Source organism: Mesorhizobium sp. WSM4848, from assembly GCF_055811375.1.
Window position 1 is genome coordinate 14,277 of sequence record NZ_JBVVPX010000008.1, and the last position, 16,621, is coordinate 30,897.

The following is a 16,621-nucleotide window of genomic DNA, read 5'->3' on the forward strand; positions in this document are numbered from 1 at the left end:
GACGCCTGCTTCCATCACGCGCGTGCTACCTCGGGATAGGTTTCAATGGCTGCGATTGCGTCGCCGACCAGTTTCGTGCCGGCCTCGGCGAGCTTGCGGAGGGTCTCGAAGCCGAACCGATGCACGTCGCGCAGGGTCTTGGACAGAACGACCAGACGCCCGGCGGTGAAAAGCACGCGCCCGAAGCCCTCATGGCTCATTTCGATCATCGGTGATGCCATCAGGCCGGAGCGCTCTTCGATCGCAAGGGCGACGGCAGTGTAAAACTTGTCGAGCCTCCACAGCACGTCCGGATCGGGATCGCCGATTATTGGAATCGTACGGCGCTGTTCCTTGCTGACGATGAAGTCGGCCAGCAACTCGGCTTCCGCTTTGCCGTCCCATGACCCGTGGGAATCTTGAGCACGGATCAACCGCACGAGGCATTTGACGAACGGGCTGGCAAGGGCCGCCTCGTCCTCGTTGACAGCAGGGCTAACCGCGACTTCAAACATTTCGCTCTTCCTCGTTTCAGTCCTCGTCCTCGAAGGACGGTTTCTCTCCGGCGACACCAGCTTCGGCCAGCACCTTGCGCAGCCAGGGCGGAGGACATGTCCTCAGCATCGTCTGCGTGCGCAACAGCACCTCTTGGATGGGTTGTGGCTGCGGCACCTTGATTGGATGGATTTTTGCCGAGACAAGCTTGGCTGCCGAAGGTCCGCCGATCGCCAGACAAAACAAGAGGTGGCAGCCCTTCAGCGCTTCCACCTTCGGTGCGATGCGGTCATCCCCCTCGGTCCGATGTTTCCCCCTTTCGTCGGAGACGTCATCGAAGGCAAGGGCTTCCAGGAGGTTCCATTCCTCGCGCGTCACATCGTAGATGACAAAGCGCTTGGCGGACCCGAAATGTGCATTGAGCTCCTTCATGTCCTGGGTTGCGATTGCCACGCGCAAAGCGCCTGCTTGTCGTTCACGCATCGGACCTTGAACCTCGTCAGTGACGAGTGAGAGGCGACGAACGGGGCCCACCTGGCGTTTCCCGCTTGCGGAATGGATCAAGTTCCTCAGGCGTCGGCGCATGCCGGTCGGCTTGGAACATGTTGGCAACCTCGAAAACCAGATCACGGGTCCCTTGATAGAGGATTGAGAGCTTGTGCTGGCTGCCGAGCCGGTCGAAGACGGGGAAGCCGACGCGCATGAGCGGAATGCCAAGGCGCTGCGACGCCTGGCGTCCATGTGAATGGGTGACCAGAAGATCAGCGCCGCCGGCAAGCGTTTCCAAATCGCCGAGATCGCCGATCTGAATCGACTCCGCCGGTACCTTTTCCAGAATTTCCGACATATCGGTCGTCGTGACCGCCGCCGCGATTTCGGAGCCCATGTCCACGAAGAAGGTTGCGTATTGGTAGAGTTGGTCTGGTTCAGCAGCGATCGCAATTTTCTTGCCTCCGAAATGGAAATGTCCGTCGAGCAACGCATCCTGCAATTGCGCCCGCCGACGGCACACGCCTGCCGGCACAGGCTCGCCAGAAATCGTGGACAGCAGGGAAACGAACTGATCGGCGCGCTTCAATCCGGTCAGCGACTCGAACAGCACGTAAGGGACGCCGCTCACCTTGTGCAGCACCTCGGCCGGCCGGCGCATATGCTCGCCGATGGCGATGCAGTGCTCGGCCGCGCCGAACTCACGGATGTCCTCGACGCTCGTACCGCCATAGGTGGTCGGAACCCAGTGGTCTGGTACAGTACCGTCAAGCGAGCCTGAGAGGTCCGGCAAAATCACCGGCTGCAGCCCAAAGCTATCAACCATCTCGCGCAAATGCTCGATGTCAGCCACAGTGAGGTTCCAGCCGGGCAGGATTGCGATCTTCTTTGACTGGCGCGCCCGCTCGCCAGGCCGCGTAATGCCTTCAATCATCGCGGTGACAGCCTTGGCCCAGCCCTCTTCGAGGGCGCCGCTGAAATCCGGCGTGTTGGCCAGCACGATCTCCGTACCCGCGAGTTCTGCCGCCCGTTTCAGCCTGATGTCGGCGATGTCGCCTGCCGAATCCTCGCCACGGGTTTCCACCAGGGCCGTCGTGCAGACGCCGATCAGCTTTGGCTTCGTGCGAGTCTTGAGATTGAGGATCGCCTCTTCCAGATTGTCCGCCCCACCGAGTATGGTCGCCACTTCATCCATCGCGGTGGTCTGTAGGGAGATCGTTTCCTTGAAATGCCGCACTAAGAGCACGAGCGCGAAGCTGGTGCAGCCCTGGCTGCCGTGGAGCAGCGGCATTGCGCCTTCGACCCCGAGGAAGGCCAGGGCGGCACCCAGCGGCTGTGACGATTTCAGTGGGTTGACCGAAGCTGATTTGGTCTGGGAAAGGATGCGGGTCACCGGATTTCCTCAACACCAGCCGAAATCGATCGCGTCGTGCCGGCAAATTCCTGGACAGCGCGCATGGTCGCCGTGTCATTCTTGGTGCTCGGCAATTCGTCCTTCACATGGGGCGGGCAATCCCACGGGGCCCGCTCCCGCACCTGGCACCAGATCGGATTGTGAATGGCGAGGTCGATCTGGCGTACGAGTTCCACCATGCCGTCATAACCGGCGTATGGGTGTTGGCGCTCCTGGTTGATGTCGAGCCAGGGCGTCTTGGCCTTGAGCGCGACGAATTGCGTGCGCCCGCCCGACAGCATGATATCGGCCTTACCTCCAGAGAGCATGGCGTAAAGGTCGCGCGCTGACATCTGCTCGAACATGTGGTTGTCGTCCTTGAGGACCTGCTTGATGCGCTCCTTGTCTTCGACCGTGGATTTCTTGACCGAGGTGCCGACGATCTCCATGCCGATCTCCATTAGCGCATGGACGACCGACCAGGACTTCACACCACCCGTGTTGAGCAGCACGCTCTTGCCTTGCAGCCCCCGCCGGTAGGTCTCGAGCTTCTCCCATGCAATTGCTTCCTGCTCGGCGATCAGCGTCTCTGTGCGGTCCTGGATCTCCGGATCGGCTCCCTTCCTCACCAGCAACTCAGCGATATTGCGGAGTGCTTCCGACGTGTCGGAGATGCCGTAGAAGGAGCCCTCGAAGAAAGGGATGTCCCAGCGCTCGTCCATCTTGCGGGCTAGATTGATGAGGGCCGTCGAGCACACCACCATAGCCGCCCGGGCGCGGTGCGCGGAAGCAACGTCGAGATAGCGCGCGTCGCCCGGAATGCAGGCGCGCACCCGGATCCCGAGCCGATCAAGGAGCGGCTTTATCAGCCAGAATTCGCCGGAAAGGTTGAATTCACCAAGGATGTTGATGTCGTACGGCCCGGCGTCGTCGGGTTCCACCGTGCCGATGACATGATCGAGCAGCGCCTCGGCGGCGAGCTTGTTGCCGAGGTTCTTGGAGCCGGCCAAGCCCGGCGCATTGATCGGAACCACGGCCAAGCCGAATTTTTCGGCGGCGCGTTGGCAGACGGCCTCGATGTCGTCGCCGATGAGTGCCGTCACGCAGGTCGAATAGACAAAGACTGCGGGCGGCGCATACGCTTCCTTGATTTCGCGGATCGCCTTGAAGAGCTTCCGCTCGCCCTGCCCCATCACCACCTCGAGTTCGGTAAGGTCGGTGGTGAAGCTTGTGCGCCATAAGCTGGGCCCAGACGAAGCTGCACCGCGGTTGTCCCAGGAATTGCCCTCGCAGGCGAGCGGCGCATGGACCAGGTGCGCAACGTCAGTGATCGGCTGCAGGACGATCTTGGCCCCGTCAAACGCGCAACCGCCCGCTGCCGCTCCCGGCGTCAGCGGCCTTGCGCAGCCCTCCTTGCGCGCCTTGGCATCCTTTCCACGGTTCTTGTCGCACGCGGGCTCGTCGAAAACGTCCTGGATCTTGGCACTGAGCGAGGTCATCGCGTCAGTCCCCAAAGCCAATTCTGCAACGAACCGCCTGTGCGAAAAGCCGGCCGTGTGTTCTAGCGGGTGAGGTCATAGGAATAGTCCGTCACGCCCGTCTGGCTAGTCTCGCGATCGAGCTTGTCGAAGATCTTATCGAGGATCGTCGTCAGCACGCGTAACCCGCCCTGGTAGCCCATGAGCGCAAAGCGATGGTGGTGGTGCCGGTCGAAGATCGGAAACGTCAGCCTGATCAGCGGCGTGCCGGTGTCGCGCTCCAGATACTTGCCATAGGAATTGCCGATCAGCAGGTCCACTGGCTCGGTGAAGAGCAGCGACCGCATAGCCCAAAGGTCTTTGCCCGCCCAGACCTGAGCGTCCTTGCCGAAGGGCGAGGATGCAAGCAGTTCCTTCAACTCGGCTTCCCACGCCGAGGTGCCGTTGGTGGCGAGGCAATGTGTCGGCTCGCCGCCCGTTTCCATGACGAAGCGGGCCATGGCGTACACGAAGTCCGGGTCGCCGTAGATCGCGTATTTCTTGCCGTGCAGCCAGGACTGGCTGTCCGCCATGGCATCAATCAGTCGGCCGCGCTCCAGCCGGATTGCCTCGGGGATTTCCTTCCCGGAAAGCGCCGAGATCCTCATCAGGAATTCGTCAGTCGCCTGGACGCCGAGCGGATAATGGAATGAAGCCGTGGCCTGCCCGACTTGCCCGCAGTAGTCGAGGGTTTTTCGGGTGTTGTAGTACTGCAGTGAAACCGTCGCCTCGGCGTCGAGTGCCCCCTTCACCTCTTCGATCTTCGTGCCGCCGTCATACATGCGGTATTCCCCGTCCGATGGCGTGTCGAACTGGTCAGACGCGTCCTGGATGAAGGTGTAGGACACACCCATCACATTGAGCAGGCGTTTGAGTTCCCGGTTGTTGCCAACGCAGAAGCCGTCGAAGCCCGGAATGACGTTGATGGTTCCCTTGGCTTCCGTGCGCTCCTGGCCTTTCCAGAAGTGCTCCAGAATACCCTTGAGCATGCCGTCATAGCCGTCGACATGGCTACCGACGAAGGCGGGCGTGTGGGCAAATGGCACGTCAAAGTCGCGCGGGACCGAATTTTCGTCTTTGGCGTTCTCGATGAAGCTGTGCAGGTCGTCCCCTATGACCTCCGCCATACAAGTCGTCGACACTGCGATCATCTTCGGATCGTAGAGTTGGTAGGTGTTGGCAAGCCCGTCCACCAGGTTCTTCAGGCCTCCGAACACTGCCGCGTCCTCGGTCATCGAGGAGGAAACCGCCGAAGCAGGTTCCTTGAAATGGCGCGACAGGTGCGAGCGGTAATAGGCTACGCAGCCCTGGCTGCCATGGACGAAGGACATGGTCCGCTCGAAGCCCGCAGCCGCGAATACCGCGCCGAGGGGCTGACAGGCCTTGGCGGGATTTATCACAAGCGCTTCTCGGGCGAGGTTCTTCTCGCGGTATTCCCAGGTTTTGGTGAATTCGCCTTGATCGGTAACGATCTGATCCGGGTGCGGACATTCGAAATTCAGCTTCTTCTCGGCCAGCATTTGCCTGTATTCCGGCTCGCGGAACAGGGGAGCGTGGTCGAGAATCTTTTCGGCCGATTGCGGCATTGATATTACCTCTTTTTGATCTGGCCGCGCCATTCGGCAGCTCAGTACGTCGAGACGTTGCGGTAATCCCGGGGCTCACAAGCCCGCGGGGTTCGTGGTCTCTCTGGGAGACCAGGCCAGGACAGGGCGTCTATTCGGCAGCCATCGCCCGCCCACTGCGCGGGCTTTCTTTCCAAGGGGCCTGGTAGAGATCCCAGACCGGATTGTTGATAGCAAGATCCACGTCACGCGCGAAAATGGCAAAGCCGTCATAGCCGTGATAGGGGCCCGAATAGTCCCAGGAGTGCATCTGACGGAACGGGATGCCCATCTTCTGCACCGGGTATTTTTCCTTGATGCCAGAGCCGACGAGGTTGGGGCGAACTCCCTCGATGAACTTCTCCAACTCGTAACCGGTAACGTCGTCATAGATCAGCGTGCCGTTCTTTACGTAATGGCCCGTGCGCTGATAGTCATCGTTGTGGGCGAACTCGTAGCCGGTGCCGACGATGACCATGCCGAGGTCCTCGTAAGCTGTGATGACGTGGCGGGGGCGCAGGCCACCGACGTAGAGCATGACGGTATTGCCTTCGAGACGCGGCCGGTACTTGGAGATGACGGCGTCGACAAGCGGTCTGTACTTGGCGATCACCCTCTCGGTTTTCTCCTCGATCTCCGGCCCGAAATGCTTGGCTATGTTGCGCAGAGAGGTCTCGATCTGGGACGGTCCGAAGAAATTGTACTCCATCCAGGCGACGCCATACTTTTCCTCCATATGCCGGCAGATGTAGTTCATCGAGCGGTAGCAGTGGATGAGATTGAGCTTGGCCTTTGGCGCGCGTTCGATCTCGGCGAGTGTTGCGTCGCCCGACCAGTTGCCCACCACGCGCAATCCTATCTCCTCAAGCAAGATGCGCGAGGCCCAGGCGTCGCCGCCAATATTGTAGTCGCCGATCACGTTGACGTCGTAAGCACCGACCTCGAACTCGACGTCCTTCTTGTCGAAGACCCAGTCGCGGATCGCGTCATTGGCGATGTGGTGGCCGAGTGATTGCGAGACGCCGCGGAAGCCCTCGCAGCGCACCGGCACGATGGTCTTTTCGTACTCCTTGGCCTTCTTGCGAGAAACTGCCTCGGTGTCATCACCAATGAGACCGATCGGACATTCGGATTGCACGGTGATGCCGTTGTTCAGCGGAAACAGCACCTCGATCTCGTCGATGATCTGTTCCAGTTTCTTGTCACCGCCGAAGACAATGTCTTTCTCCTGGAAATCGGAGGTGAACTGCATTGTCCCGAACGTGTCGATGCCCGTTGTGCCCACATAGTAATTGCGTCGCTGAGACCAGGAATATTGGCCGCAACCGACGGGGCCGTGCGAGATATGGACCATATCCTTGACTGGGCCCCAGACCACGCCCTTTGAGCCGGCATAGGCGCAGCCGCGTATTGTCATCACCCCGGGGATGGACTTGATGTTCGATTTGACGTCGCATTCGGAAAGGATCTCACTTTCCCCGCCAGCCTCATCCCCGCTCTTTGCGACGCTGAGGTGTTTTTTGCGGCGCTTCGCCGCTTTGTCGGGATATTGCGATAGCACCTCCTCGATAAGCTTCGCATGGAGAGCACCATCATTCTCGTATTCCAGGCTCATGGGACCCCTTTCAAGGTGTCTGATGACGCCTCACCGATGAAGCGCCGTTCTTTGCAAGGCGCCCCAACTCGAGAGGCGACCAATATCGGTCGTTACTGGGCGGCCGCCTTGGCCGCTTCCTTGGCCTGAAGCTCGGCAAGCATCTGCTCGTCGGTCTTCATGATGCCGAAGTCGAGCAGCATGTCCTCGAGCTCCTCCATGGTGATCGGCGTCGGGATGGTGCCCTGGCCAGAATTGGCATGGATCTTCTCGGCCAGCGCGCGATACTCTCCGGCCTGCTTGGAATCCGGCGCATACTGGATAACTGACATCTTCCTGAGCTCGGCGTGCTGGACAATGTTGTCGCGCGGCACGAAATGGATGAGTTTGGAGTTGAGCCTGGAAGCCAGAGCTTCAGCGAGGTCGAGCTCACGGTCGGTTTGACGTTCGTTGCAGATCAGCCCTCCGAGCCGCACGCCCCCCGAATGGGCATATTTCAGGATGCCCTTGGCGATGTTGTTGGCAGCATAGAGCGCCATCATCTCCCCGGACATAACGATGTAGATTTCCTGCGCCTTCCCCTCGCGAATTGGCATCGCGAAGCCGCCGCAAACCACGTCGCCGAGCACGTCGTAGGAGACATAGTCGACATCGTCGTAGGCGCCGTTCTCTTCGAGGAAGTTGATCGATGTGATGACGCCTCGGCCGGCGCAGCCAACACCCGGCTCCGGGCCGCCGGATTCCACGCATTTGATGCCTCTGTAGCCAATCTTGAGCACGTCCTGCAGCTCGAGATCTTCCACCGAACCTTCCTGTGCCGCCAGATGCAGGACAGTATCCTGCGCCTTCGAGTTCAGGATCAGGCGGGTGGAGTCGGCTTTGGGATCGCAGCCGACGATGAGGATTCTCTGCCCGAGGTCGACCAGGGCGGCGAGCGTGTTTTGGGAGGTGGTGGACTTGCCGATGCCGCCCTTTCCGTAAAAGGCGATCTGACGCAGACCTGACATTATAGATTTCCTTCCTTCGTTCCATCCGTCGCGGCTGGCCGCAATATGAATGCCGATGGGCAGCTTTTGCCGCCTCACACCGAAAGGGTCTCAAGACTCGTGCCAAGTAGACTGGCTTATAACCAACAGGGATTTTTTCGTTTATGTCCCGCGAGTTAGTCTGAGCTCCCACAAGTGTTTTCTGCCAAACAAGTGATTGTCGGGACAAGCCCTGTAGCGGACCCGACAAAGCCCGACAAAAGGCGTCAGCTTCGAGACCGCTAGGGAGGAAGCTGGGCCTTCGAGCTAGAGCCGCCTTTTGGCTGCATACAGGCGCGGCAAAGCGACCGGCTGCGTGCCCCGCTGCGGGACATCAGACGTGCGTGCTCGGTAGCTGGTTGCGTGGCTGGTTCGAGACTGGCCCGCGAAGTCGGCATGGAACATGACTGATGCGACGCCTGCCGACGATCACATCCTCGTCCGGCTGGGACAAACCGGCACTGATATTGCACGCGGCGCTGTCAAAACATGTCGGGCAGCGATGAACATTCCCTTCGTGCGACGCGGCCGGCAATGGCGTCCTGGCATGAATGCGGGTCAATGCAGCCAACCGATGTTGCAGTTGCACCCAAGGGGGCGAGCTTATTCATGACCGAATCCGCGACAGGCTTCCTGGAGACTTTTCTGCACGGCCCAGAAAAGCCGGGTCAACGGTCTCGTCCCGCATGGGGCGCAGTCATATCGCTTGCCCTGGGCACCTTCGGGCTGGTGGCGGCAGAGCTTTTGCCTGCCAGCGTGCTGACGCCGCTCGCGCATGATCTGCATGTCACAGAGGGTGCGGCTGGACAGACGATGACAGCGACGGCGATTGCCGCGGCGATCTCTGCGCCGACGGTCGCCTTCATAACAAAGCGCCTGGACCGCAGGATCGTCCTGTGGGCGATGATGCTGCTTCAGATCCTGTCCAACCTTCTGGCTGAGCTCGCGTGGTCGCTACCGGTTTTCCTGGCGGCACGCGTCGTGCTCGGCATTGCGCTTGGAGGCTTCTGGTCGATTTCGGCATCGCTGGCGATGCGGCTCGTTCCAAATCACCTCCTGCCGCGCGCCATGTCAATAATCTTCACCGGCGTTTCGGTCGCCATCGTTTGCACGCCTCCGATCGGCGCCTATGTCGGCGACATCTGGGGATGGCGAGCCACCTTCGCGATCGCCGCAGCCGTCAATGTCGTTACACTGCTGGTGCAACTCGTAACCATTCCGACGTTGCCGCCGGTTGAAATGGCTGGATTCCGCGGTCTGCTGAATGTAATCAAGAAGCCAACCATCAAGGTCGCGTTTTTGGTCGTATTGCTGGTCGCTTCTGGGCACTTCGCCAGCTTCACCTATGTCCGGGCTTACCTCGAGAAGATTCCCGCGCTCCATATCGAGACGATCTCGCTGCTGTTGCTCGTTTCTGGCGTATGCGGCTTCTTCGGCAATTTAGCCGGCGCATTCCTGGCGAAACACAGCCTCAAGGCAGTCGCGGCGCTGCCGCCCCTGCTCATGGCGATAGCCGCTGTCTCGTTGCTGATGCCTGGAGCATCGGCGTCCGCCTCGGCAATTGCGGTTGCTGTATGGAGCTTTGGCTTCGGTGCGGTGCCGGTGGGGGTACAGACTTGGATGGTGCTGCGCGCCGTTCCCGAGCAAGCTGAAAGCGCCGGTGTGCTGATGACGTCAACCTTCCAAATTGCCATCGCAGCCGGTGCGATTTTCGGCGGATTGCTAGTGAACAATGCCGGCGTCGCCAGTGTGTTTGCCTACAGCGCAGTAGCCACGTTCCTCGCCGCTCTCACAGCGTTCCTATTCGGCCCGAAAGGCGCAACCTACACCTCCTGACGGGAGAGACCTTCAGCTCAGCCCTCGATGCAATCGCACCAGCCGTGCGGCGCGATCCTGCCCACGACTATCTTGTCGGTTCAGGGCTTCGTCTCGCCTATCGGATAGGCCGCGTGGAGTTCGCTGCTACTGCCTCCGCTTGGGGCCCGACCAGTGCCGGGCGCCTCGCCTCGCCGGCTTCACCGTTCGCGGCTACAGGAAGTGCATCAGCGTTCGCCCGGGCGGAGTTGGTTACGCAACCGGGGCGAGCGCGGGTCGCGCTTGGATGGCTGAGCAGGTGCCGTTCTTGAGGCGTCGCCTCGCTCTGGTCTCGATGCAAAACCCCGCCATGAAAAACGCCGGGCCGGCCCGTAGTTCGACCGTTGCGCCCGCCACCTTTATCGCGCGCAACAGTCGCTGAGAGGCGGTTCCCGACAGCACGCCTGCACGATCCGAAACTCAAGTCGAACCCGCGATGAGCTGCGCGAGTGCCGAAGGTCCAGAAATTCGAGCAGGCTGTGACAGAAAAGCGCGCGCAGAATGCGCGTTGCCCCGCCGGATCCAACTTGCGGAGCGTCAATTCGCTCTCAGCTCGCGCGACTATCTCTCTTCGAGAGCGACTAACCAGTTTCATATCGAAAGACTTCCGCGAAAAGAAGGCAAGCGAATGCCATACGGCACATCGGTGGCCCATCCGCAGGCTCTACCAAGCCAACGACACGGCACGGTCAACCGACAGCGACGGCTTTGGCAAGCACTTGCGCGCATGGCGCCGCCTGATCTCAATGCGAGTTCGTCTTCAGCGGCGGAACGGGCGTATTCGCTAGGTTGACAGCCTCCCATCGTGGAGATCGACAGGGCATCGCTCAATCCGAAAGTAAGGACTTTCGCGATGCATCAAACACACCGCGCACAATGCGCCAGGATACTCGGACTTCGTATCCTCAAAGCGGCGCGCGGGCCAATGGTTCCAAGGCGGCGGTAGCCACCACCATGGTACCGAGCGGGTGCGATATTTTTGTTGTCAGCTATGTCGGCCCATCGGTCAGTCGCCTTCTTTGGCGAGCGTCACTGTCGATCCGAAAGTCGGGTCGACGTGATGCTCAGCGGACGTCGCGTCGCTCGATCTGCGATCCAACCCATCAGCGCTTCCATCGGTCCTCGCTGGAAGAAGCGCAGCCAAAGCACCGCGAAAGCGCTTACAACCACGATCAAGCCAAAGAGCGCGGACAGCGAGTGAGGTTCTCCAAGAATATATATTCCCTGAATATGCAGAAGATAGGCCGTCAAAGGCATCGAGCCGACCGCGATTATTGGCGAGACCAGCTTTCGAACGAACGGGAGCGCATCCATGGCAAGCGAGCAAGCCGCCACGATGATCATTGCGCAACCGGCGCTGCCAAAAATCCAGAACGTCGTCTCGCTATGAGGCGAGGCAAGCCATAGCCAACTCGCTGTGAGATCGTCCAAGTCCAGCCGCCACCAGAAGTGGGGAGTGAGGTCAAGTCCCCGCAAATCGGCCAACTCGGCGCTTACACCAGGCATTAAATGCAGCGCGAGCGACGATCCCCCAAAGCCCAACACGGCCAGCGCGACGCCGGCTACACCAAGGCGCAAATGCATTGCGCGCGTGCGAAGGTCAAAGCGCGCAATGGCCATGCCTGCGATCAGCAAAGGAACCCAGGTCAAGGCGGGATAGCTGCCGCTGACCAGGAGGGTGAACAGCTCGGGGTCCGAGCTCCCGGAGCCAAACGTTTTGAGAAGGAGGAAACGCACCTGCGGGAGAACCAATGCTGCCACCGCCGCGATCAACCCGAGCCGCTGTGCGCTTAGCCGATATAGCGGCAGGACCAACAGGAAGCAGACTCCGTAGTATGCCAGAATGACGGAGACCGGCGCCTTGACATAGGTCAGGATCTCGCCAAGCGCGAGCAGAATAAGGGCGCGAATTGCAACCTTGGCGATGGCATGTCTACCGGCTAGCGCCGATTTCGGCGGGTTGCGGCCGGTAATCAGGATGAGCGAAAAACCCGTTAATACGGCAAACAGGACGGACGAGCGCCCAAAGGGGAAGGCCATCATATGACCGACCAGTCCTTCGCCCCTGCCGGGACCAACATGGACGGCATACATGCCGAAGACAGCCAAGCCGCGAGCAAGGTCGATGCCGACCAACCGAGCTGCAGCCCACCCATCTCGTGACCCGCTCTCGAAGATGCGGTGCGGCAGTGCCATGGTGGATTCCTTCGTTGGTTGTATTCATCGCGGGACCCGCGATAGGAGGCCCGTTGGCTGCTGCCGTGGTCTCGCCCCGAGGGAGCAAAGCTCGTGCCAATCTGGCGGATCGAGCTACAGCCTGCGGCAAACACAGACTTGGGTCGCCGAGCCTGTTGGCGCGGACCTGACAAATCCGACACACAAGGTGTCGCGCAGCCGACGTTTTCACGGATGGGCGGCGGCGCGAGAGACCACAGAAGACAGTGGATTATCCGACCAGCACGCCGCGCGGGCCTCAGTAATCGCGGCCAGCTTCAGCCCTCTGGCGAAACCTGTATGCCTAGCCACCGTGACAGATCACCTTCAAGATTCGCCGGAACAGAAAAGAGTCCAAACGATCGAGGTCCAGCGCTTCCTGGACCTGCAGTGCCGGCGGCGGAAGCCGCTTGCCTCGGTGCCACCGGTGGCAAGCACACCCGGCCGGAATTGAGGCCATCGGCTCACCGGGGCGGTCCACCTGAGTCGGAATGGGCTAGCCGAGATGGAAGCGCGTCGTGCTCGACAAGAGGGGAATCGCTAATGATCTGACGGGAGGACGCAGGAAAGGGGTCGCACGTTGTCCTGATGTTGCAAGGTGTCAGGGCAACGGCTTCACCGTCGCGATTAGCATGTCCGCCAGCTTCATGGGATCGAACTCACTGGCGGAGCCGGCGAGCTTGGGAGATAGGGCGCAATCTGCTCTTTATGGCCGTTTGAAGGTCAGGCAGCGTATGTTCAGCAAACTTCGGCGCGAGTTGGCGAGATCCGTCAAATCATCGTCTTGAAATGCCCACGTTACGGCGCAGCCGAGGTTCTCGCTCGAATTGCGGACGTGCCACCGACAAGATGATCGACCGCAATTTGCGTGCCCGGTTGGCGCTCCGTTGGCGTTGCGCCCCTTCCCGCTAACCAGTGGCGGCTCGGCGACCTTTCGGTCGGCCTTGCGACAATTCTCGTTTCGTTTCCGACACAAAGGTTTCGATCGAGGCGCACGGCGAAGCCAGTTGGAAGGCCAAGCATGTCCTGATCGTGGCCGAGCCAAATTCGATCGTCATCGACGCGGGATCATGGCGATCGCCGAAGAGCGGCCGCCATGAATTGCTGCCACAGGGGCGTGCGTTCGCGTCAGTCATGCCTCTGCGAACATAGCTAAGCGCACACTGTGTCCCCGCTGCGGTGGTGCCCGCGGCTGCGCCGGGGCATGGGCTTGCGCTGTGTGGTGCATCGTTTGCCAGCCGGCGGAAGCGCAAACATCCGCGCTACACACCTGACGGCTATGGCGCGCATCGGGCTTGGCGAAAGACGTCGTCCGAACGGGAAACTTTGGTGCAGAAGCAGCTTCATTGCAAATGGCACGCCTCTTGCTGCTCGTGCGCAGAGCCCATTGAACACGATGAAAGCCGATACCGAACCATGGCTGGCACACGAAGCTCTAAACGATCGACAAAGGCGGCGGTGGTTATTCTCGCTGAGCACTGGGCATCGCCCGGTTTGGAGATCCGAACATCTGGAGCCGGGCCGTTTCCCATACACCGGAACGGGGAAAGGATCGGGAGCCGCGTAGGCATTGTCTCGCGAAGGGCAGCACCACAGCGCGGTATGCGCCAGCCCTCAGTAAGATTTCAGTGTGCCAGTTTCTTCAAAGGAGCAAGTTGATGACCGGTCAAAAGAAGGTCCCATTCGTCACATTTCTCACGCGTGTTCACGATGATTCAGTCCAGGGGCCAAATCCATACCGTTGGGAACAAAAAACATCCGACGACTACTTTGCCGACAAACGCGTCATCCTGTTCTCCCTGCCTGGCGCTTTCACCCCGACCTGCTCGACCTACCAACTGCCCAATTTCGAAAATCTCTACGAGGATTTCAAGAAAGAAGGAGTTGACGCGATCTACTGCCTCTCGGTCAACGATGCCTTTGTCATGAACGCATGGGGAAAGTCCTTGGGGCTGCAGAAGGTCGAGCTGATCCCGGACGGGTCTGGCGAGTTCACGCGCAAAATGGGCATGCTGGTTGCCAAGGACAATCTGGGCTTCGGTATGCGCTCCTGGCGCTACGCGGCTCTGCTTAATAATGGCGTGGTGGAGCAGTGGTTTGAGGAGGAAGGCTTCTCCGACAACTGCGAGACTGACCCCTATGGCGTCTCATCCCCGCAGAACGTCCTTCAATCATTGAAGGACGCTGCGTGACCTGGTGCACATCGACCATGCGCACGCGTTTTGAACGACACTGTGTGCGCAAAGCGCAAAGCTCTGGAGCGCGCGGTCCCGTGAGGTCGTTCAAACGTGACGCGGCTTAGAAGCGTCGACCTGTGAGAGATCTAATTAGCCACGGCCAAGAGCTTCTTTGACAGGAATACCGAACTGACCATGAAATCGTCCTTCAGCCTACTTCAGAAACAGTCTCTTGCGGCATCGCCTCAACTCATCGAGTCGATTCGCCTGTTGCAGCTGACGCATGCCGAACTGCATCAGTTCGTGGACCAGGAGCTCGAGAAAAATCCGCTTCTGGAGCACGCGCCAAACGAAGAAGGGCTGTCTGGCGAGGTTGAAGGACCGACCTGGGCAGGGTCCCCGGACCTGCCCAGACAAGGGAAATCCCAGCCCAACACGACGAACACCACGCCGGGCGAGCGTCCTGCCTATGAGGAGTTTGTCGCCTTAGCCGAAACGTTGCACGACCATGTCGCTCGTCAGATCTCCCTCACCGCCTTCACACCGCACGAGCGGCTAATTGCTCATCAGCTTGCCGGGCATCTGGATGACACTGGCTATCTTCGGGTAAGTCCTTCGGACTTGGCTGACACCCTAAACGTCGGGCTGGCCCATGTGGAACGGGTGCTGGGCGTCTTGCAGCACCTCGATCCACCGGGAATTTTCGCACGATCGCTCAGCGAATGTCTCGAGATACAGTTGCGCGAGCGAAACCGGTTCGACCCGGCGATGGCGGTTTTGGTTGCCAACCTTGAGATGCTTGCGCGACGCGATTTTCAGACATTGAAGCAGCGTTGCGGCGTCGATGAAGAAGATCTTCTCGACATGCTGCAGGAAATCCGAGCGCTTGACCCCAAGCCTGGAAACACTTTCCAGTCGGGAACGCCGGAATGCGTTATACCGGACGTATGGGTCCTGCGCTCGCCAGGAGGTGGATGGCAGATCGAACTTGATCCGAACACGCTGCCCAAGGTGCTGATCAACCAAAGCTATGTCACGGAGGTTTCCTGCCGAGCCGCCAAAAAATCGAAAGACATGACATTTCTCAATGAATGCTTGCAAAACGCGAACTGGTTGATCCGCAGCCTCGATCAGCGCGCCAAGACGATCCTTAAGGTTGCCACCGAAATCGTGCGCCAGCAGGATGCCTTTCTGGAATATGGCGTCGCCCACCTACGGCCCCTCAATCTCAGGACGGTCGCTGACGCGATCAACATGCATGAGTCGACTGTAAGCCGGGTGACCTCGAACAAGTACATGGTTACCCCACGCGGGGTGTTCGAACTCAAGTATTTCTTCACTGTCGCGATCGCCTCCTGTGAAGGCGGGGATGCGCACTCCGCTGAGGCTGTCCGCCATCGGATCAAAGCGATGGTCGCCGAAGAATCGCTTGATAACATGCTTTCTGACGATGACATCGCCGACCGGCTCAAGGAATGCGGCATAGATCTCGCTCGCCGCACGGTCACCAAATATCGCGAGGCGATGAACATCCCCTCCTCCATACAGCGGCGCCGGGAAAAGCGCTTGTGGCGGGACGGCGATCAAGGCCTCAAGGCCTCGTGACCAAAAGCGGCCCCTAAATCAAATGTGACGCGTTCTTCACATTCGCCCTCCTCTGGGCCGAAGCAACCGTCGAAATCGCTACATTCCCGGCAATTGGGCGCAGTGCATAGCGAAAACCCTTCGGCATCACAGCGTTTGCGGTAAAAGTACTTCTTCCATTTCATGTTTTGGGTATTGCCGGCTGCAAGCATCGGAAAATGGGTGGCAAGCAGGCGGTTGAGCTCGGCCCGATTGAGAAGACCAAGATCCTGCCACAGATGGTCATCGCGCATGGCGCGCCGGGCGACGATCTTAGCGAAGCGCCCGCTCACCGGGTCGCTCGGCCGGGCATGCGCCAGCAGAAGGCCGCGCAGAAGTTCTTCCTCCATGCTCGGCTCAGGATCGCTGACGTCTTCCAAGGCTAAGGCCGCCATAGTGGTTGCGGACAAACCCCGGGGCAGGACCTCGCGCAGCTCGGCCAGGGAAAGGCCCGTTGACTCCGTCGCTGTCGCTTCGCCAGCCTCAACCTCCTTGAGCGCACACGAGAGAACGCAGGCAAGGACATGCTCGTCGAACCCCCTCTCCGGCTCGACGGTGGGGCATTGGCCGGCGCCGACACATGCGTCTTTATGGGCGGACATGGTCCCGTTCTCCTGGTTTGTTCTCGTCATGCAGCGGCCCTGCCGCGAGCACATG

At 60.0% G+C, this 16,621-nt stretch carries 12 protein-coding genes; 3 read left to right on the top strand and 9 right to left on the bottom strand.

What is annotated here, in order from left to right; translation table 11 throughout:
- Positions 1–14: 14 nt before the first annotated feature.
- The 7 genes from AC0L16_RS10230 to nifH all read right to left on the bottom strand — a co-directional run bounded on the left by AC0L16_RS10230 (position 15) and on the right by nifH (position 8,078).
- Positions 15–494, bottom strand: a complete 480-nt coding sequence (locus tag AC0L16_RS10230; protein ID WP_473620588.1) for a NifX-associated nitrogen fixation protein — start codon at positions 492–494, stop codon at positions 15–17.
- A gap of 16 nt (positions 495–510) precedes the next feature.
- Positions 511–1,008: a nitrogen fixation protein NifX gene (nifX, locus tag AC0L16_RS10235; RefSeq protein WP_163603092.1), complete on the bottom strand. Its 498-nt coding sequence runs from the start codon at positions 1,006–1,008 to the stop codon at positions 511–513.
- Positions 974–2,356 (bottom strand): nitrogenase iron-molybdenum cofactor biosynthesis protein NifN, encoded by a 1,383-nt coding sequence (nifN, locus tag AC0L16_RS10240; protein ID WP_473620589.1) that lies wholly within the window; start codon positions 2,354–2,356, stop codon positions 974–976. The genes nifX and nifN overlap by 35 nt, the downstream gene beginning before the upstream one ends.
- Positions 2,353–3,855: a nitrogenase iron-molybdenum cofactor biosynthesis protein NifE gene (gene nifE / locus AC0L16_RS10245; RefSeq protein WP_473620591.1), complete on the bottom strand. Its 1,503-nt coding sequence runs from the start codon at positions 3,853–3,855 to the stop codon at positions 2,353–2,355. The genes nifN and nifE overlap by 4 nt, the downstream gene beginning before the upstream one ends.
- Positions 3,856–3,917: 62 nt before the next feature.
- Positions 3,918–5,459, bottom strand: coding sequence for a nitrogenase molybdenum-iron protein subunit beta (gene nifK, locus AC0L16_RS10250; protein WP_473620593.1), 1,542 nt, complete (start codon positions 5,457–5,459; stop codon positions 3,918–3,920).
- Positions 5,460–5,589: 130 nt separating this feature from the next.
- The gene (gene nifD, locus AC0L16_RS10255) at positions 5,590–7,092 is read right to left on the bottom strand and encodes a nitrogenase molybdenum-iron protein alpha chain (RefSeq protein WP_473620594.1); all 1,503 of its coding nucleotides are present in this window, start codon (positions 7,090–7,092) and stop codon (positions 5,590–5,592) included.
- A gap of 92 nt (positions 7,093–7,184) precedes the next feature.
- Positions 7,185–8,078, bottom strand: a complete 894-nt coding sequence (gene nifH, locus AC0L16_RS10260) for a nitrogenase iron protein (protein WP_065010720.1) — start codon at positions 8,076–8,078, stop codon at positions 7,185–7,187.
- Between the two features lie 627 nt (positions 8,079–8,705).
- Between nifH and AC0L16_RS10265 the strand changes: the two genes are divergently transcribed.
- On the top strand, positions 8,706–9,932 hold the full coding sequence (locus AC0L16_RS10265) for an MFS transporter (RefSeq protein ID WP_473620596.1): 1,227 nt from the start codon (positions 8,706–8,708) through the stop codon (positions 9,930–9,932).
- A gap of 1,047 nt (positions 9,933–10,979) precedes the next feature.
- Here the strand turns inward: AC0L16_RS10265 and AC0L16_RS10270 are convergent.
- On the bottom strand, positions 10,980–12,146 hold the full coding sequence (locus AC0L16_RS10270) for a DUF418 domain-containing protein (protein ID WP_473620597.1): 1,167 nt from the start codon (positions 12,144–12,146) through the stop codon (positions 10,980–10,982).
- Positions 12,147–13,822: 1,676 nt separating this feature from the next.
- Here AC0L16_RS10270 and AC0L16_RS10275 point away from each other — a divergent pair.
- Both AC0L16_RS10275 and rpoN read left to right on the top strand, forming a co-directional pair.
- Positions 13,823–14,356, top strand: coding sequence for a redoxin family protein (locus AC0L16_RS10275; protein WP_473620598.1), 534 nt, complete (start codon positions 13,823–13,825; stop codon positions 14,354–14,356).
- A gap of 180 nt (positions 14,357–14,536) precedes the next feature.
- Complete coding sequence (gene rpoN / locus AC0L16_RS10280) at positions 14,537–15,946, top strand: RNA polymerase factor sigma-54 (RefSeq protein ID WP_473620600.1); 1,410 nt, start codon at positions 14,537–14,539, stop codon at positions 15,944–15,946.
- Here the strand turns inward: rpoN and AC0L16_RS10285 are convergent.
- The gene (locus AC0L16_RS10285; RefSeq protein ID WP_473620601.1) at positions 15,925–16,566 is read right to left on the bottom strand and encodes a nitrogen fixation protein NifQ; all 642 of its coding nucleotides are present in this window, start codon (positions 16,564–16,566) and stop codon (positions 15,925–15,927) included. The two genes, rpoN and AC0L16_RS10285, sit on opposite strands and share 22 nt — an antisense overlap.
- Positions 16,567–16,621: the final 55 nt, after the last annotated feature.